The sequence below is a fragment of the Streptomyces sp. NRRL S-920 genome, from assembly GCF_000717945.1.
In the GTDB taxonomy this organism is placed as follows: domain Bacteria; phylum Actinomycetota; class Actinomycetes; order Streptomycetales; family Streptomycetaceae; genus Streptomyces; species Streptomyces alboniger.
Map to the genome: position 1 here is coordinate 62,374 of NZ_JODF01000016.1, position 17,873 is coordinate 80,246.

Annotated in this window: 19 protein-coding genes and 1 pseudogene; 5 read left to right on the forward strand and 15 right to left on the reverse strand. The window is 73.1% G+C overall.

Translation table 11 applies throughout. From position 1 onward, the window contains the following. Positions 1–22: 22 nt before the first annotated feature. Positions 23–1,477: an MFS transporter gene (locus IG54_RS0114080; protein ID WP_030782452.1), complete on the reverse strand. Its 1,455-nt coding sequence runs from the start codon at positions 1,475–1,477 to the stop codon at positions 23–25. Positions 1,478–1,550: 73 nt separating this feature from the next. Here IG54_RS0114080 and IG54_RS0114085 point away from each other — a divergent pair, with 73 nt between their 5' ends. Together IG54_RS0114085 and IG54_RS0114090 are read left to right on the forward strand one after the other, a co-directional pair. After that, positions 1,551–2,237: a TetR/AcrR family transcriptional regulator gene (locus tag IG54_RS0114085; protein WP_030782455.1), complete on the forward strand. Its 687-nt coding sequence runs from the start codon at positions 1,551–1,553 to the stop codon at positions 2,235–2,237. Positions 2,238–2,259: 22 nt separating this feature from the next. Next, positions 2,260–2,847: a class I SAM-dependent methyltransferase gene (locus tag IG54_RS0114090; protein WP_030782458.1), complete on the forward strand. Its 588-nt coding sequence runs from the start codon at positions 2,260–2,262 to the stop codon at positions 2,845–2,847. Between the two features lie 3 nt (positions 2,848–2,850). Here IG54_RS0114090 and IG54_RS0114095 read toward each other — a convergent pair whose 3' ends face one another. The 4 genes from IG54_RS0114095 to tsaB are packed head-to-tail and all read right to left on the reverse strand — an operon-like array spanning position 2,851 to position 5,408. Then, positions 2,851–3,108, reverse strand: coding sequence for a hypothetical protein (locus IG54_RS0114095; protein ID WP_030782461.1), 258 nt, complete (start codon positions 3,106–3,108; stop codon positions 2,851–2,853). Next, a complete protein-coding gene (gene tsaD / locus IG54_RS0114100) occupies positions 3,105–4,223 on the reverse strand; it encodes a tRNA (adenosine(37)-N6)-threonylcarbamoyltransferase complex transferase subunit TsaD (protein ID WP_030782464.1) in 1,119 nt (372 codons plus the stop codon). Before tsaD ends, IG54_RS0114095 begins: the two co-directional genes overlap by 4 nt. Further along, the gene (rimI, locus tag IG54_RS0114105) at positions 4,216–4,701 is read right to left on the reverse strand and encodes a ribosomal protein S18-alanine N-acetyltransferase (protein ID WP_051819517.1); all 486 of its coding nucleotides are present in this window, start codon (positions 4,699–4,701) and stop codon (positions 4,216–4,218) included. The genes tsaD and rimI overlap by 8 nt, the downstream gene beginning before the upstream one ends. A 50-nt stretch (positions 4,702–4,751) precedes the next feature. Beyond that, entirely contained in the window at positions 4,752–5,408 is a 657-nt protein-coding gene (gene tsaB / locus IG54_RS0114110; RefSeq protein ID WP_030782470.1) for a tRNA (adenosine(37)-N6)-threonylcarbamoyltransferase complex dimerization subunit type 1 TsaB, read from the reverse strand. Positions 5,409–5,518: 110 nt separating this feature from the next. On the opposite strand from tsaB, the gene IG54_RS0114115 reads away from it, so the two are divergent. After that, on the forward strand, positions 5,519–6,064 hold the full coding sequence (locus tag IG54_RS0114115) for a hypothetical protein (RefSeq protein WP_063756223.1): 546 nt from the start codon (positions 5,519–5,521) through the stop codon (positions 6,062–6,064). Here the strand turns inward: IG54_RS0114115 and IG54_RS43580 are convergent. From IG54_RS43580 to IG54_RS0114140, 6 genes are all read right to left on the reverse strand, one after another. Then, entirely contained in the window at positions 6,036–6,260 is a 225-nt protein-coding gene (locus tag IG54_RS43580) for a hypothetical protein (RefSeq protein ID WP_106977010.1), read from the reverse strand. The genes IG54_RS0114115 and IG54_RS43580 overlap by 29 nt on opposite strands. A gap of 140 nt (positions 6,261–6,400) precedes the next feature. Further along, the gene (gene tsaE / locus IG54_RS0114120; RefSeq protein ID WP_030782475.1) at positions 6,401–6,913 is read right to left on the reverse strand and encodes a tRNA (adenosine(37)-N6)-threonylcarbamoyltransferase complex ATPase subunit type 1 TsaE; all 513 of its coding nucleotides are present in this window, start codon (positions 6,911–6,913) and stop codon (positions 6,401–6,403) included. Between the two features lie 10 nt (positions 6,914–6,923). Further along, positions 6,924–8,138 carry an alpha/beta fold hydrolase gene (locus tag IG54_RS0114125; RefSeq protein WP_030782478.1) on the reverse strand — a complete coding sequence of 405 codons (1,215 nt, stop codon included), beginning with the start codon at positions 8,136–8,138 and terminating at the stop codon, positions 6,924–6,926. 33 nt (positions 8,139–8,171) lie between these two features. Continuing rightward, complete coding sequence (gene alr / locus IG54_RS0114130) at positions 8,172–9,332, reverse strand: alanine racemase (RefSeq protein WP_030782482.1); 1,161 nt, start codon at positions 9,330–9,332, stop codon at positions 8,172–8,174. Positions 9,333–9,729: 397 nt separating this feature from the next. Continuing rightward, complete coding sequence (locus IG54_RS0114135; protein ID WP_030782484.1) at positions 9,730–11,169, reverse strand: bifunctional ADP-dependent NAD(P)H-hydrate dehydratase/NAD(P)H-hydrate epimerase; 1,440 nt, start codon at positions 11,167–11,169, stop codon at positions 9,730–9,732. Between the two features lie 188 nt (positions 11,170–11,357). After that, positions 11,358–11,726, reverse strand: coding sequence for a holo-ACP synthase (locus IG54_RS0114140; RefSeq protein WP_030782488.1), 369 nt, complete (start codon positions 11,724–11,726; stop codon positions 11,358–11,360). An 89-nt stretch (positions 11,727–11,815) separates the two neighbouring features. Here IG54_RS0114140 and coaA point away from each other — a divergent pair, with 89 nt between their 5' ends. Both coaA and IG54_RS0114150 read left to right on the forward strand, forming a co-directional pair. Beyond that, on the forward strand, positions 11,816–12,814 hold the full coding sequence (gene coaA, locus IG54_RS0114145) for a type I pantothenate kinase (protein ID WP_420712251.1): 999 nt from the start codon (positions 11,816–11,818) through the stop codon (positions 12,812–12,814). Positions 12,815–12,849: 35 nt separating this feature from the next. Then, complete coding sequence (locus IG54_RS0114150; protein ID WP_030782495.1) at positions 12,850–13,821, forward strand: DUF389 domain-containing protein; 972 nt, start codon at positions 12,850–12,852, stop codon at positions 13,819–13,821. Between the two features lie 154 nt (positions 13,822–13,975). On the opposite strand, the pseudogene glmM reads toward IG54_RS0114150, so the two are convergent. From glmM to IG54_RS0114170, 4 genes and pseudogenes are all read right to left on the reverse strand, one after another. After that, positions 13,976–15,226, reverse strand: a pseudogene (gene glmM, locus IG54_RS0114155) (phosphoglucosamine mutase); the annotation flags it as partial. Between the two features lie 117 nt (positions 15,227–15,343). After that, positions 15,344–15,865, reverse strand: coding sequence for a 30S ribosomal protein S9 (gene rpsI / locus IG54_RS0114160; RefSeq protein WP_030782509.1), 522 nt, complete (start codon positions 15,863–15,865; stop codon positions 15,344–15,346). Positions 15,866–15,907: 42 nt separating this feature from the next. After that, complete coding sequence (rplM, locus tag IG54_RS0114165; protein WP_030782512.1) at positions 15,908–16,351, reverse strand: 50S ribosomal protein L13; 444 nt, start codon at positions 16,349–16,351, stop codon at positions 15,908–15,910. Positions 16,352–16,596: 245 nt separating this feature from the next. Continuing rightward, positions 16,597–17,823, reverse strand: coding sequence for a glycosyltransferase family 87 protein (locus IG54_RS0114170; RefSeq protein WP_078594088.1), 1,227 nt, complete (start codon positions 17,821–17,823; stop codon positions 16,597–16,599). Positions 17,824–17,873 lie beyond the last annotated feature (50 nt).

Sequence of the window (17,873 nt, forward strand, 5' to 3'; positions counted from 1 at the left end):
AGGGAGCCACGAGGGGGGAGCCTCAGGCGCGGGCGACAGGGTCCGGGGCGGTGTCCCGAGCCGGCGGCACGGGCGACGACGCTCGGCGGCCGTGCAGCACGGCTGTCCCCAGCGCGGCCGCCACCAGCAGCCCCGCGGACACCGCGAAGGCCGCCGCGTGCCCCTCGGCGAGGGCGGCCCGGCCGGTCCCCGTGCCGGTGACGTTCGCCGCGACCGTGACCAGGACCGCGAGGCCGAGCGAGCCGCCGAGCTGACGCGAGCTGTTGAGCAGCCCGGAGGCCATGCCGGCCTCCTCGGGGGCGACCCCGCTGGTCGCGGCCGTGCCCAGCGGTACGAAGCACATGCCGATGCCGACGCTCGCGACCAGCGAGGGCCCGAGGATCGAGCCGAGGAACGTGCCGCCCGCCTCGACCGTCAGCGCGAACCAGCCGAACCCGGCGGCCCCGAGCAGCCCGCCCGCCACCAGCAGCGCCCGTTCGCCGACCCGCCCGACCGTGCGGGCCGCGACCGTCGACCCGGCCACGACGCCCGCGCAGAACGGCAGGAAAGCGGCACCGGCCGCCGTCGGCCCGTACCCCATCACCTGCTGGAGGTAGAGCGAGGTGAAGTAGAAGGCGGCGAACTGCCCCGACGACATCAGCAGCGAGAAGACGTTCGCGGAGAGCACGGGCCGGTGGGCGGTGCCGAGCAGGCCGAGCCGCAGCAGCGGCTCCCGCTTGCGGGCCTCGACGGCGACGAAGGCCGCGAGCAGGACGGCCGCGACGCCGAGCGTGCCCAGCGTGGTGCCGGATCCCCAGGCGTACGTCTCCGTGCGCACGAGGCCGAGCACAAGTGCCGCCGTCCCGGCCGTGACGAGCAGGGCACCGGTGACGTCGAGTCGGGGCGCGGGCCCGGTGCGGCGGTCGACGGGCACCCCGCGGCGGGCGGCGAGGAGCGCGGCGAGCACCACGGGGACGTTGACGAGCATCACCGATCGCCAGCCCACCCAGTCGGTGAGCAGCCCGCCCGCCATGATCCCGACCGCGCCGCCGAGCGCCCCCGCGACGCCCCAGAGGCCGAGCGCCCGCGAACGAGCGGGCCCCGCCGCGTAGTTGACGGTGATCAGGGTGAGCGCGACGGGTGCGAGCGCCGCCGCGCCCGCGCCCTGTACCGCCCGCGCCGCGATGAGCTGCCCCGGTGTCAGGGCGAGCCCGCCCGCGAGGCTCGCCACGCCGAAGACGACGAAGCCCCAGATGAGGGTGCGCCGGCGCCCGGCCAGGTCGGCGAGGCGTCCGCCGAGCATGAGCAGGCCGCCGAAGGCGAGCGCGTAGGCGTTGACGACCCAGAGCAGCGAGCCGGGGGCGAAGCCGAGGTCGTCGTCCATGTCGGGCAGGGCGATGTTGACGACGGAGACATCGAGGGAGACGAGGAACTGCACGGTGAGCAGCACCGGCAGTAAAGCCCCTTGCGGGGTACGCGAGTTCACCTTGTTCACCATGGGCGGCACATTACTATACGCGTATAGAAATTAGGCAGGGGTCCGTGCGGAGCGAGCGCGCGACAATGAGCCGGTGGCAGCAGAAGAGAAGGCGAAGAAGCGCGGCGTGGGGCGACCCCGGCGCCTGGAACCGGAGACGATCGTCGCGACCGCCCGCCGGATCCTTCAGGAGGAGGGCGTGGCGGCCCTGAGCATGCGCCGGGTCGCCAAGGAGGTCGGCACCACGCCGATGGCGCTCTACCACCACGTACGCGACAAGGACGAGCTGCTGATGCTCACGCTCGCCGGTACCGCCGCCACGGTCCCGCGCCCCGAGCTGCCGGCCGACCCGCGCGAGCGCCTCCTCGCCGTCGCCCTGCATATGCACGGCACGCTGGCGCGGATGCCCTGGGTGGTCGAGGTGCTCAGCCTCGGCGACCTCACCGACAGGGGCGCCCTGTGGATGGTCGAGGAGATGATCGGCGCGGCCGTCGACTGCGGCCTCACCCCCGCGGAGGCGGTCCGCGCCTACCGGACCCTGTGGCACTGCGTCTACGGAGACCTGGTCTTCCGCCGCGCGATGGAGCGCCGCGCCGCGGACCCGGACCGCAAGCGGCACTTCCCCGGCATGCTCACGGACGCGGACGCGGCCGAACTCCCCCACCTCGCGGCGCTCGCGGACCAGTGGACCGAACTGACCGAGGACTACGACGTGGCCCGCCAACTGGGCGCGGTCGTCGACGGGTTGCTGGGGCGGGCGGGAGCGGAGCGGGCGGAGTGAGCCGTGTGCCAGGCTCGCCGCCATGCCCTTCGACCACAACGACCACTACCACCCGCTGCTCCTGAGGCACCTGCCGCCGCACGGCCGCACCGCCCTCGACATCGGCTGCGGCACCGGCCGCTTCGCCCGCCGCCTCGCGGCCCGCGGCTACGAGGTCGACGCGCTCGACCCGTCGGCGGAGGTCGTCGCCGAGGCCGAGGCGCTGGGTGGAGGCCCCCGCTACCGGCGGGCGGACGTGACCGCGCAGGACCTCCCCGAGGGCCACTACGACGTCATCACCTGCCTGGCGAGCCTGCACCACATGCCGTTCACCACGCTGACCCGGCTGCGCGCCGCCCTCGCGCCCGGCGGCACCCTGCTCGTCCTCGGCTGCTACGCCGGGACGACCTGGTGGGACCTCGCGGCGACCCCCGCCAACGCGCTGGCGCGCCTGACGGTGTACGCGGGCGAGCGCGTGCGCGGCACGCACGCGCCCCCGCTCAAGGCCCCCGTACGACAGCCGGACATGACGCTCCCGCAGATCCGCGCCGAGGCGACCCGCCTCCTGCCCGGCAGCGACGTCCGGCAGCTGCTGTTCTGGCGGTACCTGTTGACGTACCGCCAGCGGTGAGCGTCAGTCCGCGTCGACCGGCTCGAACCGCCAGCGATGCACCGCCCGGGTCACCAACTCCGGTGCGGGCTCGGGCAGTTCGGGCAGCTCGGCGTCGTACGCGGCGTCCCACCAGGTGATGACCAGGACCCGGTCCTGCGGCGCGCGGAACGTCTCCCGCCGCAGCGGCACGACGTCGAACCGCTGCTCCCGCGCCCACGCGAGCAGCTCCGCGCCGCGCCCCTCGACGGCACGGGCCTCCCACATCAGCGCGACGGTCACGAGTACAGGTTCCCCTTGCTGACCTCGTGCACATGGTCGTGGTCGTGCGTGTGGCCGTGCCCGTGGCCCGGCACGTGCGGTTCCGTCACCGGCAGCGACGAGTCCGCCGACAGGTCCCAGGACGAGGCCGAGCGGTTGCGCGCCACCATCTCCGCGCCGAGGGCCGCGACCATCGCGCCGTTGTCCGTGCACAGCTTCGGACGCGGCACGCGAAGGCGGATCCCGGCCTTCTCGCAGCGCTCCTGCGCGAGGGCGCGGAGCCGCGAGTTGGCGGCCACGCCGCCGCCGATCATGAGGTGGTCGACGCCCTCGTCCTTGCAGGCGCGGACCGCCTTGCGGGTCAGCACGTCGACGACCGCCTCCTGGAAGGACGCCGAGACGTCCCGCACCGGCACGTCCTCGCCCGCGGCCCGCTTGGCCTCGATCCAGCGGGCGACGGACGTCTTGAGCCCGGAGAAGGAGAAGTCGTAGGCCGGGTCGCGCGGGCCGGTCAGACCGCGCGGGAACGCGATCGCCCGCGGGTCGCCCTCGCGCGCGTACCGGTCGATGACGGGGCCGCCGGGGAAGCCGAGGTTCAGCACCCGCGCGATCTTGTCGAAGGCCTCGCCCGCCGCGTCGTCGATGGTCGAGCCGAGCGGACGGACGTCCGAGGTGATGTCGGCGGACAGCAGCAGCGAGGAGTGGCCGCCGGAGACCAGGAGCGCCATGGTCGGCTCGGGCAGCGGCCCGTGCTCCAGCTGGTCCACACAGATGTGCGAGGCGAGGTGGTTGACGCCGTAGAGCGGCTTGCCGAGCGCGTACGCGTACGCCTTCGCGGCCGAGACGCCGACGAGCAGCGCGCCCGCGAGTCCGGGCCCGGCGGTCACCGCGATGCCGTCGAGGTCCTTCGCGCTCACCCCCGCTTCCTTCAGGGCGCGGTCGATGGTCGGCACCATCGCCTCCAGGTGCGCGCGGGAGGCGACCTCGGGCACGACGCCGCCGAAGCGGGCGTGCTCGTCGACGCTGGAGGCGACGGCGTCGGCGAGCAGGGTGGTGCCGCGGACGATGCCGACGCCGGTCTCGTCGCAGGAGGTCTCGATGCCGAGGACGAGGGGTTCGTCGCGCGAGTCAGCCATGAATCTCGGTTCCTTGTACGCCAGTCGGAGCGGAGGTGGAGGGATCGGTACGGCGCATCACCAGGGCGTCCACATTGCCGGGCTGGTAGTAGCCGCGCCGGAAGCCGATGGGCTCGAAGCCGAAGCGTTCGTACAGCTTCTGGGCCCTGGTGTTGTCGACCCGCACTTCGAGCATGACCTCGGGGCACTCGAAGGCGGTCGCGGCCTGGAGCAGGTCGGTGAGCAGCCGGGCACCGAGCCCGGTGCCCCAGTGGTCGCGGGCGACGGCGATGGTCTGGACGTCGGCGAGGTCTCCGGAGGCGGCGAGCCCCGCGTAGCCGACCAGGCGGTCGCCGTCCATGGCCACCACATAGCGGCGGGTGGCCAGCGGCCCGCGCGCGTGGGCCAGCTCGGACCAGAACATGCCACGCGACCAGGCGTCGTCCGGGAAAAGCTCCTTCTCCAGGGCGAACACCGCGTCGATGTCCCACCAGCGCATCTCGCGCAGCACGGCGGCCGCGGTCGCATCGGTCCCATCGGTCACATCGGTCACTTCGGGGTGACCACCTTGTAGTTCTTCGGCACCTGCGCGTCGGGGCGGCGCAGATACAGCGGCCGGGGCTCAAGGAGTGCCTCGCCCCCGGCGAGCTTCTCGGCGGCCAGGGACGCGAGCGCCGCCGCCGAGACGTGCTCGGGGGCGCGGGCGTCGGGGAAGGTGTCGGGGTAGAGCAGCGCGCCCGCGCCGACGGCGGGCAGGCCCTCGACGTCGGCGGCGATGTCCGCGGGCCGGTCGACCGCGGGCTCGCTGACGCGCGTACGCACGTCCTGGTAGCGCGCCCAGTAGACCTCCTTGCGCCGGGCGTCGGTGGCCACCACGAAGGGGCCGGAGTCGATGCCGGAGGCGTAGGCGAGGCCGTCCAGCGTGCAGACCCCGTAGACGGGGATGCCGAGGGCGAGGCCGAAGGTCTCGGCGGTCATCAGTCCGACGCGCAGCCCGGTGTAGGGGCCGGGGCCCACACCGGCGACGAGGGCGGTGACGGCGTCGAGTCTCAGGCCGGCGTCGGCGAGCACGCGGTCGACGGCCGGAAGCAGCAGTTCCCCATGGCGCCGGGCGTCCACCTGGCTCGACTCCGCCACGACGGAGGAGCCGTCGTGGAGGGCGACGGTGACGGCGGGCGTTGCGGTATCAAGAGCGAGCAAGAGCACGCGAACAGCCTACGGCTCCGGCGCCCGGCGCACGGCCGCCCCGGGATGAGCGGTGCCTGCTGCTACCGTCGCTCCGTATCCGTACGCCGTACGAAGAGTGGGAGCGCAAGGTGTCAAGGAGCAGCTCGGGATTCGTGGCCGGGCTCACCGCCGCCGCGCTCGCCGCGGTCGGCTTCCTCGCCTACCAGGCTTCGGCCAACGCGCCGGACCCGGCCAAGCCGGAGAAGTCCGCGGGCGCCACCGCCTCCCGCTCCCCCAAGGACAGGGCCGACCCGATGGCGGTGCCGGCCGAGTCCGGCGCGGGCGAGCGGGTCGTGTACTCCGTGGGCGAGGACCGGGTCTGGCTGGTCGAGGCGTCCGGGAAGCCGCGGATCACGTTCAAGGTCACGCCGGGTTCGGTGGACCCGGCGCCGGGCACGTACGCGGTCACCTCGCGCTCCGGGACCGTCACCGGTACGGACGGGGTGCCGATCGAGCACGTCGTGCGGTTCACGACCGTCGACGGGATCACCGTCGGCTTCAGCGCGGCGGTCGACGGCTCGACGCCGAAGCCGGACCCGGCGAAGAGGACCGGTGGCATCCGCGAGTCGCGCGCGCACGGCAACGCGATGTGGGAGTTCGCGACGATCAGCAAGAAGGTCGTCGTCGTTCCGTAGGCCTCTTCCCGGCGGGTGCCGGGTCCCTGGGCGGAGTGGAGACCGCGGTCGCCGCGGCGCACGACGCGAGCAGATCGCTCATCGACAGGTGCGACAGGCCCGACAGCTGCGAGAGGCCCGAGACGGCCGAAGGTCCCGGCAGCCCGTGCGCATGCGCGTGCGGCTGCGGCTGTGCGTCACGTTCTGAAGCCGGCATGGATGCCTCCTGGGCTCCCGGGGACAGACGTGGTTAGGTAGACCTAACCAGGACCTGTACCCATGTGACCACGCGCGGCGCGTGCAACGCAAGATTTTGCCGACGACTTGTCGGAACCTTCGGCGGAACGCCCCGTGGCGTCAGGCCGCGAGCGAGGCCAGGTCCGCGTCCGTCCACCGCTCGCCGAGCCCGGTCAGCGTCACCTCGCGCACCTCGTCCGCCGTGTCGCCGACGGCGCGGTCGATGACGACGTGCAGCCGGTCGTCCGACAGCTCCTCGACCTTGCCGTCGCCCCACTCGACGACGACCACCGAATCGGGCAGCGAGACGTCGAGGTCCAGGTCCTCCATCTCGTCGAGCCCGCCGCCCAGGCGGTACGCGTCGACGTGCACCAGCGCGGGCCCCTGACCGAGCGGCGGGTGGACGCGGGCGATGACGAAGGTCGGGGAGGTGACGGCGCCGCGCACGCCGAGGCCGTCACCGAGGCCGCGGGTCAGCGTCGTCTTGCCGGCGCCCAGCTCGCCGGTGAGCATGACGAGGTCGCCGGGGCGCAGGAGTTTCGCCAGGCGGCGGCCCAACTCGCCCATCCGTTCGGGGGAGTTGACGGTGATCTTGAGTACGTTGGCGGGGGCCTGGTGGTGCGGTGCTTCCATACCGTCCACGTTAGCCGCTGGACGACCCCGCGTCGGCTGCCGCCCGCCCGGCGCCCGCCCTGGCCAGCAGCTCCGCGAGCCGGTCCGTGACCGCGTCGGGGTGCTCCAGCATGACCAGGTGCCCGGCGTCCGGGACCAGGACAAGATCGGCGTCCGGCAGCAGCGCCGCGATCGCCTCGCTGTGCTCGCTCGGCGTGACCAGGTCCTCCTCCCCCGCGAGCACCAGCACCGGCAGCCCGGCGAAGCGTTCGAGCGCCGCCGCCTTGTCGTGCTCGGCGAACGCCGGGTAGAACTCCGCGACCACGTCGATCGGCGTCGACTCGATCATCCGCTCCGCGAACCGCGCGATCGCCGGGTCCACGTCCCTGCTGGAGAACGAGTAGCGCTTGATGACCCCGGCGAAGAGGTCGGCGGTGGCCCGCCGCCCCCGCTCCACCAGCTCGGCCTGCGAGCCGAGCGTCCGCAGTACGCCGGGCAGCACCCGCCGGACCGCGTTCATCCCGGCCACCGGCAGCCCGAAGTTCACCTGACCGAGCTTCCCCGACGACGTACCGACGAGGGCGACGCCCACGACGCGCTCGCGGATCAGTTCGGGGAACTGGTCGGCGAGCGCCATCGTCGTCATGCCGCCCATGGAGTGCCCGACGAGGACGAGCGGCCCCTCGGGCGCGGCCGCGTCGATGACGGCCCGCAGGTCGCGCCCCAACTGGTCGATGGAGACCGGCACACCGCGCTCCGCCTGGTCGACGCCCCGCCCGGAACGGGCGTGGCTGCGCTGGTCCCAGTAGACCGCGCGGACCGCGCCGCGCAGGGCGTCCCGCTGGAAGTGCCAGGAGTCCTGGCTCAGGCAGTAGCCGTGGCTGAAGACGACCGTGACGGGCGCGGGGACGCGGCGCCCGAGGAGACGGCGCCTGCGCGCGGCCTGCTCGCCGTCCGTCTCGACCTCCTCGACCTCGTACGACAGCTCCGTGCCGTCGTCCGCGTACGCCGTGCCGGGCATGCCGCGCAGCGAGCCGTACGGCCCGGCGGCGTCCAGTGCGAGGCGGGCCTTCTTGCGCATGCCGCGCCCCACGGTGAGCCGCTCGATGGCGACGCCCGCGGCCGCGCCCGCGGCGAGCACACCGAGCGCGGCGCCGGCCACCCCGGCCCGGCGCCAGTTCCCCGCCGCGGCGGCGGCCTCCGTCACCGCTTCCGCCGCGGCAGCCCCCGTGCTGCTCTCGCTCACGTGCCGCTCCTCGTCAGTGGTCGGACTGCTCGTTCACATCTCTCCGATGCCGGGCCGCTCATTCACGTAGACGCGCGGGACACGCGATCCGATGCGGGTGACGATCTCGTACGCGATGGTGCCCGCGGCCTGCGCCCAGTCCTCGGCGGTCGGCTCGCCGCGGTCGCCGGGCCCGAACAGCACCGCCTCGGCGCCCACTTCGGGCTCGTCGCCGCCGAGGTCGACCACGAACTGGTCCATCGCCACACGGCCCGCGACCGTACGCCACTTGCCGTCGACGAGGACCGGGGCGGTGCCCGAGGCGTGCCGCGGAATGCCGTCGCCGTACCCGGCGGGGACGAGGCCGAGCGTGGTCGCGCCCGGGGTGACGTAGTGGTGCCCGTAACTCACCCCGTGGCCCCCCGGAGCGTGCTTCACATGGGCGAGCGAGGCGGTCAGCGTCATGACGGGCCGCAGTCCGAAGTCCTCGTGGGTGCCCACCTCGGGGCTCGGCGAGACGCCGTACATCGCGATGCCCGGCCGTACGAGATCGAAGTGGGTCTCCGGGAGCGTGAGGGTCGCCGGGGAGTTGGCGATGTGCCGCACCTCGGGCCGTATCCCCTCGCCCTCGGCGTACGCCACCATCTCGCGGAAGACCGTGAGCTGGGCGGCGATCGACGGGTGCCCCGGCTCGTCGGCGCACGCGAAGTGCGACCAGAGCCCGGTGACCCGGACGAGCCCCTCGGCCTCGGCGCGCAGGGACGCGGCGACCAGCTCGGGCCAGTCGGCCGGCATGCAGCCGTTGCGCCCGAGGCCGGTATCGGCCTTGAGCTGGATACGGGCGGTGCGCCCCGCCTCCCGGGCGGCGGCCGTCACCTCGCGCAGCGCCCACGGCGCGCTCACCGACATGTCGAGACCGGCCTCGACGCCCTCGCGCCAGGGGCCGCCCGGTGTCCACAGCCAGCACATGATCCGCCCCGGCAGTCCCGCGGCGCGCAGGGCCAGGGCCTCCTCGGGTGTCGCGGTCCCGATCCAGGCGGCCCCGGCCTGGACGGCGGCCTTGGCACAGGGCACCATTCCGTGGCCGTAGGCGTCGGCCTTCACCACGGCCATGAACGCGGCGTCCGGCGCGTGGGCACGCAGCGCGCGCACGTTGGCGCGGAGGGCGGCGAGGTCGATCTCGGCCCGGACACGGAAAGGTGCAGTCTCGTTCATCGCGCACAAGTGTCTCAGAGCGCGCCCCTTGCCCCGCTGGGGCGGCCCTCTCTGCGATCGGCACCCCCGAGGGGGGCGCGCTGCGGCGCCGCCCGCAGGGGCGCGGGGCTCGGGCGCCGCTAGTGGGCGGGCGCGGGGCTCGGGCGCCGCTAGTGGGGGGCGCGGGACTCGGGCGCCGCTAGTGGGGGGCGCGGGGCTCGGGCGCCGCTAGTGGGCGGGCGCGGGACTCTGGTGCCACCAGCCAGGCAGCGCGGGAACCTCGGCGCCGCTACCGGCGGCGCGGGACTCCAACGCCGGCGGCGCCAGCGTCGGCGCCGGCGAGCATCCCGCCCCCGCACCCGGGCTCACCCCCGGCCCTCAGCCCCGGCATCGACGGCCCGGCCCGCCGCCGGCCGGCTCAGTCCGCCCGCCGCACATCCCGCCAAGCGGCCAAAATCGCGTCCGCCACGTCCTGGGCCGCCACCGGCCCCCCACTCGACGCGTGCCGCGCGGCGAGGCCGTGCAGATAGGCGCCGACCGCCCCCGCGTCCCGCGCGTCCAGGCCCGCCGCCAGGAGGGAGCCCGCCAGGCCCGACAGGACGTCGCCGCTGCCCGCGGTGGCGAGCCATGGGGTGCCGGTGGGGTTGACGCGTACGGGCCCCTCCTCGGAGGCGACCAGCGTGGTGGACCCCTTCAGCAGCACGGTCGCGCCGTACCTCCCCGCCAGTTCCCGCACCGCGGAGAGCCGGGCCGACTCCACCTCCTCGCGGGAGACCCCGAGGAGCGCGGCGGCCTCCCCGGCATGCGGCGTGAGCAGCGTCGGCGCGCGCCGCGCCCGCACCTCCCGCTCCCCCGCGAGCCGCAGGCCGTCCGCGTCGATCAGCACGGGCACATCGGCGGCGACCACGTCCCGCAGCCGCTCCCCGTCGTCCCCGAGGCCGGGCCCCACGACCCAGGCCTGCACCCGCCCCGCCTTCGACGGCGGCCCCGCGGACACCAGCGTCTCCGGGAACCGCGCGATGACGGCGTCCGCGGCGGGCCCGACGTACCGCACGGCACCCGCGCCCCCGCGCAGCGCACCGGCCACGCAGAGAACGGCGGCGCCCGGATACCTCGCGGACCCCGCGACGACCCCGACGACCCCGCGCCGGTACTTGTCGCTCTCCCCGCTCGGCCGAGGCAGCAGCCCCGCCACATCGGCGTACTGAAGGGCTTCCAGAACCCGCTCGCCCGCGGCCGGTTCGAGCCCGATGTCGACGAGCCGCACCGCACCGGCGTACGCGCGCCCCGGATCGATCAGCAGCCCCGGCTTGTACGCCCCGAAGGTCACCGTCACATCCGCGCGCACCGCCTCGCCGCGCACCTCGCCCGTGTCGGCGTCGATGCCGCTCGGCAGGTCGACGGCGACGACGAGGGCGTCCCCTGCGACGGCGGCGACGAGGCGCGCGGCCCGCTCCCGGAGGCCGCCGCGGCCCCCGATGCCGACGATCCCGTCCACGACGAGCCGGGCCCGCGCGACGACACCCTCGGCCCTGTCCTCGCTCCCGTCGACCACCGTGCCCCCGGCGGCCCGCAGCGCGGCGAGCCCACCGGCGTGGGTCCGCTCCGGAGCGAGGAGCACGGCGGTGACTCCCGCGCCGCGCCCGGCCAGTCTGGCCCCCGCGTACAGGGCGTCGCCGCCGTTGTCCCCGCTGCCCACCAGCAGCGCGATCCGGGACCCGTACACCTTGCCGAGCAGCTGCGCGCACTCGGCGGCGAGCCCGGCCGCGGCCCGCCGCATCAGCGCTCCCTCGGGCTCCCGCGCCATGACCTCGCGCTCAGCAGCCCGGACACTCTCCACGCCATACGCATTACGCATGCCCCCAGTGTGCCCGCCGGGCAGCGCGGAGAGCTGTGCCCCTACTTCACCGTGTCAGCGCGGCGAGACGGGCGGGTGGGCGGGAAGCATCCGCCGCGAAGCGGCGGGCTGGAACGGCGAGCGCCCCAAGACGCCCGCAGCCGCGAAAGCACCCTCGCCGAGGCCGCCCCCCAAGGCCCAGGGGCCAGTCACCCCTCCGCCACCACCACCGCCGACGCCACCCCCGCGTCATGGCTCAGCGACACGTGCCAGGCCCGGACCCCCAGCTCGGCAGCCCGCGCGGCGACCGTCCCCCGCACCCGCACCCGCGGCTGCCCGCTCTCCTCGACATACACCTCGGCGTCCGTCCACCGCAGCCCCCCGGGCGCCCCCAGCGCCTTCGCCAGCGCCTCCTTCGCCGCGAAACGGGCCGCCAGCGAGGCCACCCCCCGGCGCTCCCCGCTCGGCAGCAGCAACTCGCTCTCGACGAACAGGCGTTCCGCCATTCCCGGCGTCCGGGCCAGCGCCGCCCCGAACCGCTCGATCTCGGCGACGTCGATACCGACCCCAATAATCACAGGCTCACCCCAAGAATCACCGGCTCAGCGTGACACACCCCACCACACGCCCAACCCCCTCGCCGTTCAAACAGCCGTAACAATGGACTGTGATCTCTTCGGTCTCCGCGCCTGCGAAGGCGCCGCGGAGCGCCCACCGGCACCGGCCGGAGGCGACTCCCTACGTCGACCTGACCCGTAACGAGTGGAGCGCTCTCCGGGAGAAGACGCCTCTGCCCCTGACGGCGGAGGAGGTGGAGAAGCTGCGCGGCCTCGGTGACGTCATCGACCTGGACGAGGTCCGCGACATCTACCTCCCGCTCTCCCGCCTCCTGAACCTCTACGTAGGCGCGACGGACGGCCTGCGCGGAGCCCTCAACACGTTCCTGGGCGAGAAGGGATCCCAGTCCGGAACCCCCTTCGTCATAGGGGTCGCCGGCTCCGTGGCCGTCGGCAAGTCGACCGTCGCCCGCCTGCTCCAGGCCCTCCTCTCCCGCTGGCCGGAACACCCCCGCGTAGAACTGGTGACGACCGACGGCTTCCTGCTGCCCACGAAGGAGCTGGAGGCCCGCGGCCTGATGTCCCGCAAGGGCTTCCCCGAGTCGTACGACCGCCGCGCCCTCACCCGCTTCGTGGCGGACATCAAGGCGGGCAAGGCCGAGGTCACCGCCCCCGTCTACTCGCATCTGATCTACGACATCGTCCCGGGCAAGCGCCTGACGGTCCGCCGCCCCGACATCCTCATCGTCGAGGGCCTGAACGTCCTCCAGCCCGCGCTCCCCGGCAAGGACGGCCGCACCCGCGTGGGCCTCGCGGACTACTTCGACTTCAGTGTGTACGTCGACGCGCGCGCGCAGGACATCGAGCGCTGGTACCTGAACCGCTTCAAGAAGCTGCGCGGTACGGCCTTCCAGAACCCGTCCTCGTACTTCCGCAAGTACACGCAGGTGTCGGAGGAGGAGGCCCTCGACTACGCCCGCACCACCTGGCGCACCGTCAACAAGGTCAACCTCCTGGAGAACGTGGCGCCCACCCGGGGCCGCGCCACCCTGGTCGTCCGCAAGGGCCCCGACCACAAGGTCCAGCGTCTGAGCCTGCGCAAACTCTGAAGATCCCACCCGCCGCACCCGACTACCCTGCCGGGATGCTGCACTTGCGCCTGATCTCCCCCGCGGACAAGACCGACGACGTACTGCGCCTGATCGAGGGGACGACCGGCACCACGCACCTGGCCGTCGTCCCCGGCGCCGCCCGCGACCCCGCGGGCGATGTCGTCATGTGCGACGTCGCACGGGAGGCGGGCGACGAGCTGATCGCCGGGCTGCGCGACCTCGACCTGGACAAGTGCGGCTCGATCGCGGTCGAGAACATCGACCTCTCCCTCTCCGAGCGTGCCGACGAGGCGGAACACGAGGCGCCGGGCGAGGGCTCGGACGCGGTCCTGTGGGAACAGCTGACCGACGCCACCCACGAGGAGTCGACGCTCTCGATCACGTACGTCGCGTTCATCACGCTCGCCACGATGATCGCGGCCTGCGGTGTCGTGCTCGACAACGCGATCCTGATCGTCGGCGCGATGGCCGTCGGACCGGAGTTCGGTCCCCTCGCCGGATTCTGCACGGCCCTGGTACGGCGCGCGCCCCGGTTGGCCCTGCGCTCCCTGATCGCCCTGCTGGTGGGCTTCCTCGTGGCGATGGTGGTGACGACCGGGTTCAGCTACTTCATGGACGCCACCGACCTGTTCAGCCACGAGGCCCTCAAGGCGGAGCGGCCGAACACGAACTTCATCTACCGCCCGGACTGGTTCTCGTTCGTGGTGGCGGTCCTCGCGGGCGCGGCGGGCACGCTCTCGCTCACCTCGGCGAAGTCGGGGGCGCTGGTCGGCGTGGCGATCTCGGTGACGACGGTCCCGGCGGCGGCGAACGCGGCGGTCGCCTTCAGCTACCACGAGTACAAGCAGGCGTGGGGCTCCACCGAGCAGCTCCTGCTGAACCTGCTCGGCATCGTCCTCGCCGGTACGCTCACGCTGCTGGCCCAGAAGGCTCTCTGGGCCACGCAGCGCGAACGTACCGCCAAGTCCCGGCGGAACGCTCAGGACTCGGTGACGGGCTCCTAGGGCCTGTCCGGCGGATCATGCCGCGGGCCGCGGGGTCTGGCACGCCGATCTGCCGCGTTGTCGTCGGTTGACAACGCTCCGCGTTGCCGCCCTCCTCCGCCTTGCATCTCGACGCACCAGACCCCGCTCACCAGCGCAGAAAGGTGACCGCCAAGGGCCGCAGCAGCACCCGCCCGGTGGAGCCCAGCTCACGCTCGGCGTCGGTGACGGCCGCGGAGAGTTCGGCGGAGGTCTTCACGCGCGACTTGTCGACGTCGGGGACGTTGATGAGGACCTGCGGCAGGCGCTCCATGACACTCGCCAGGTCCGCGAGCGTCCGCCCGGTCTCGGCGACGCGGGCCGCGAGCAGCAGGCCGGTCAGCGTGCCGTCACCGGTCGTCGCGTGGTCGAGGACGATCACGTGCCCGGACTGCTCGCCGCCGAGGGCGAAGCCGTGCTCCTTCATCGACTCCAGGACGTACCGGTCACCGACGGCGGTCTGCACCAGGGACAGGCCCTGGGCCTCCATGGCGAGCTTGAAGCCGAGGTTCGACATGACGGTGGCGACAACGGTGTCGTGACGCAGCGTGCCGTGCTCCCGCATGGCGAGGGCGAGCACGGCGAGGATCTGGTCGCCGTCGATCTCCGCGCCGGTGTGGTCCACGGCGAGGCAGCGGTCGGCGTCCCCGTCGTGCGCGATCCCGAAGTCCGCCTTGTGCTCCACGACGGCGGCCTTGAGCAGCCCCAGGTGCGTGGAGCCGCAGCCGTCGTTGATGTTCAGGCCGTCGGGCTGCGCCCCGATGGTGATGACCTCGGCGCCGGCGCGCGTGAACGCCTCGGGCGAGACGCGGGCGGCGGCGCCGTGCGCCTCGTCCAGGACGATCCGCAGCCCGTCGAGGCGGTTGGGGAGCACGCCGAGCAGGTGCGCGATGTACTGGTCGAGCCCCTGGTCGTACGACTTGACGCGGCCGACGCCCGAGCCGGTGGGCCGCTGCCAGGGAGCGCCGGTGCGGTGCTTGTCGTAGACCGACTCGATGCGGTCCTCCAGCTCGTCGGCGAGCTTGTGGCCGCCGCGCGCGAAGAACTTGATGCCGTTGTCGGGCATGGCGTTGTGGCTGGCGGAGAGCATCACGCCGAGGTCGGCGCCCAGCGCCCCGGTGAGATGCGCCACCGCGGGGGTGGGCAGCACACCGACGCGCAGGACGTCCACGCCCGCGCTCGCGAGGCCCGCGACCACGGCGGCCTCCAGGAACTCCCCGGACGCGCGCGGGTCACGCCCGACCACCGCCACCGGGCGATGGCCTTCAAAGGTGCCCGCCTCGGCCAGTACGTGCGCCGCCGCCACGGAGAGTCCGAGCGCCAGCTCGGCCGTCAGATCCGCGTTGGCGACACCACGCACGCCGTCCGTGCCGAAGAGTCGTCCCACTGCTGTCCTCCGAACGTTCCAGAAAAACGAATTGCCTCAGGGGTTCCTGAATAGACGAACGCCCCGGCAGCACGGTGAGTGCCGCCGGGGCGAACGAAAAGTACAAGCAGGCAGCGATTAGCGCTTGCTGTACTGCGGGGCCTTACGGGCCTTCTTGAGACCGGCCTTCTTGCGCTCGACCGCACGGTCGTCACGCTTGAGGTAACCGGCCTTCTTCAGGGCGCCGCGGTTGTTCTCGACGTCCGCCTCGTTCAGCGCACGGGCGACACCGAGACGGAGCGCACCGGCCTGACCGGAGACGCCGCCACCCGAGATGCGGGCGATGACGTCGTAGCGGTTGTCCAGCTCGAGCACCTTGAAGGGCTCGTTGACTTCCTGCTGGTGGACCTTGTTCGGGAAGTAGTCCTCGAGCGTGCGCCCGTTGACCTTCCACTTGCCGGTGCCCGGGACGATCCGGACGCGGGCGATGGCGTTCTTGCGACGGCCCAGGCCGGCGGCCGGCTGGGGGTCGCCGAAGCGCGCGGCGTTCGACTCCGAGGTGTACTCGCCCTCAAGGGGAGCCTCGGACTCGGTGGTGTACTGCTCGACGTCAACAACCTCGGTCTCTTCGACCGGCTGCTCAACGGTGGTCTCGGCCACGATTCTCCTCAGATTCTTTTTCGTCTTAGGGGGTGGCCGGAACTACTGCGCGACCTGGGTGATCTCGAACGGGACCGGCTGCTGAGCGCCGTGCGGGTGCTGGTCGCCCGCGTAGACCTTCAGCTTCGAGAGCATCTGACGGCCCAGGGTGTTCTTGGGGAGCATGCCCTTGACGGCCTTCTCAACGGCCTTCTCGGGGCTCTTCTCGAGCAGCTCGTCGTAACGGACGGAACGCAGACCACCCGGGTAGCCGGAGTGGCGGTACGCCATCTTCTGGGTCTTCTTGTTGCCGGAGAGGTGCACCTTCTCCGCGTTGATGATGATGACGAAGTCACCGGTGTCAACGTGGGGGGCGTAGATCGGCTTGTGCTTGCCACGCAGGAGGGTGGCAGCGGTGGTCGCCAGACGACCGAGGACGATGTCCCGGGCGTCGATGACGTGCCACTGGCGGGTCACATCGCCGGGCTTGGGGCTGTACGTACGCACTTAGTAGCCTTCGCTTCTTCAGTGGATGGGGTCCAGACACACGGCACCCAGGAAGCGATCATGCAGCTGGGGCCCACAATGCCGGGGACGCTGCCCGTATGCGAGCCACTGGTAACTGCTCCAGGGAACCTACGTAAGGGCCCTTTCGCGTGAGATCGAGGACACCAATACGTATCAATCCCCGAGAGTACCCGCGCCGCCCCGTACCGGTCAAAACGCGGCGCTGAAGACCGGCACCAGGCGACTCACACACCACGGACAGGTCTGCACTCATCAGGGTAACGCCCCGCCCGCTCCACCCCGCACCGCCCGCACAGCACCCCCGCCGCGCACGCACACGCCCCCGCCGCACACACCCGCCCGACCGTGACCGCCAGCAGACACAGCGTCGCCGCGTCCTTGAAGGCCCGCCGCGTCACCGGCTCGAACCACGGCCAGACGAACCCCGGCACCTGCGGCACCAGCGCCACCCAGAACCACGGACTGCGCGCCGGCGCCCCCGCCCGCAGCGCGCCCGCGAGCAGCAGTGGCAGGACGACCAGCAGATAGTGGTCGTAGGAGGGCCGGGAGACGAGAAAGGCCGAAAGCATCAGCATCGTGGCGCACTCCACCACCCTCGAAGGCCCCTCGTCCCCCCTCCCCCACCGCCGCCTGGCACACCACACCCCGGCCGCCGCCGCGCCCCCCGCGACGAGCGTCGCCGCCGACTGCGGCACCCCGAGCCGCGCGAGCACCGCGGCGGGCGATGCCTCATACAGGCGTACGAAGGCGTCGTCGCCCCGCAGCAGGAACGGCAGCGTCCGCGTGAAGAACCCGGCGGGGTCCGGCATCACGAGCGCGGCCCCCAGCGACGCCACCGCGGGCACGGCGACCGCCGCCCCGAGCGCCCGCCACCGCCCGGCGAAGACGAAGAGGAGCACCACGGGCGCGAGCAGCGGCTTCACGGCGACGGCGGCGCCGATGACGAGCCCGGCCGCGAGCCACCGCCCGCGGGACACGAGCAGCAGCGCGAGCGGCAGCGCGGCCGCGGACGCCACCGTCCAGTTGCCGAGCCCGACGAGGTGTCCGAAGGGCGTGAAGCCGAGCGCGAGCCCGAGCAGGCCGTACGCCGCGAACCGGCTGCGCCAGGGCACCTCGTACAGCCGCAGCGCACACGCCCAGCCCACGACGAGACCGGCGCTGACGCCCAGGGGCACCAGGAAGCGGACGACGGCGGTCGGGAGCAGGGCCTGCGGCACCGCGGCGAGCACGGCGCCCGGCAGATAGAGGAAGTGCCGGTCGGCGTAGGGCGAGCGCCCGTGGATCCAGGCCTCGGCGGCGCGCACGACGATGGCGTTGTCCATGCCCCCGTCCGGCGACCGCAGCCCCACGCGGAGGGCCCCGGCGAGCAGCACCAGACCCAGCACGGCCCGGACATGCCATCCAGCGGGCCGCAACAACCATCCACTAACAGCCGATTTGCCCGTATCCATACGCCTCAGGCTAGGGCGGGAACCCCACGCGGCCCCGGCTCAACATCCCC

Excerpts from the sequence above, each read along its gene's own strand:
- IG54_RS0114080 (WP_030782452.1), bottom strand. The coding sequence starts at position 1,477 with ATGGTGAACAAGGTGAACTCGCGTACCCCGCAAGGGGCTTTACTGCCG.
- rimI (WP_051819517.1), bottom strand. The coding sequence starts at position 4,701 with ATGCGCTGGTGGGACATCGACGCGGTGTTCGCCCTGGAGAAGGAGCTT.
- IG54_RS0114135 (WP_030782484.1), bottom strand. The coding sequence starts at position 11,169 with ATGCGTAATGCGTATGGCGTGGAGAGTGTCCGGGCTGCTGAGCGCGAG.
- IG54_RS43580 (WP_106977010.1), bottom strand. The coding sequence starts at position 6,260 with ATGCCGGCTTCAGAACGTGACGCACAGCCGCAGCCGCACGCGCATGCG.
- tsaD (WP_030782464.1), bottom strand. The coding sequence starts at position 4,223 with ATGGCTGACTCGCGCGACGAACCCCTCGTCCTCGGCATCGAGACCTCC.
- IG54_RS0114170 (WP_078594088.1), bottom strand. The coding sequence starts at position 17,823 with ATGGATACGGGCAAATCGGCTGTTAGTGGATGGTTGTTGCGGCCCGCT.
- alr (WP_030782482.1), bottom strand. The coding sequence starts at position 9,332 with ATGAACGAGACTGCACCTTTCCGTGTCCGGGCCGAGATCGACCTCGCC.
- IG54_RS0114150 (WP_030782495.1), top strand. The coding sequence starts at position 12,850 with ATGCTGCACTTGCGCCTGATCTCCCCCGCGGACAAGACCGACGACGTA.
- tsaE (WP_030782475.1), bottom strand. The coding sequence starts at position 6,913 with ATGGAAGCACCGCACCACCAGGCCCCCGCCAACGTACTCAAGATCACC.
- IG54_RS0114090 (WP_030782458.1), top strand. The coding sequence starts at position 2,260 with ATGCCCTTCGACCACAACGACCACTACCACCCGCTGCTCCTGAGGCAC.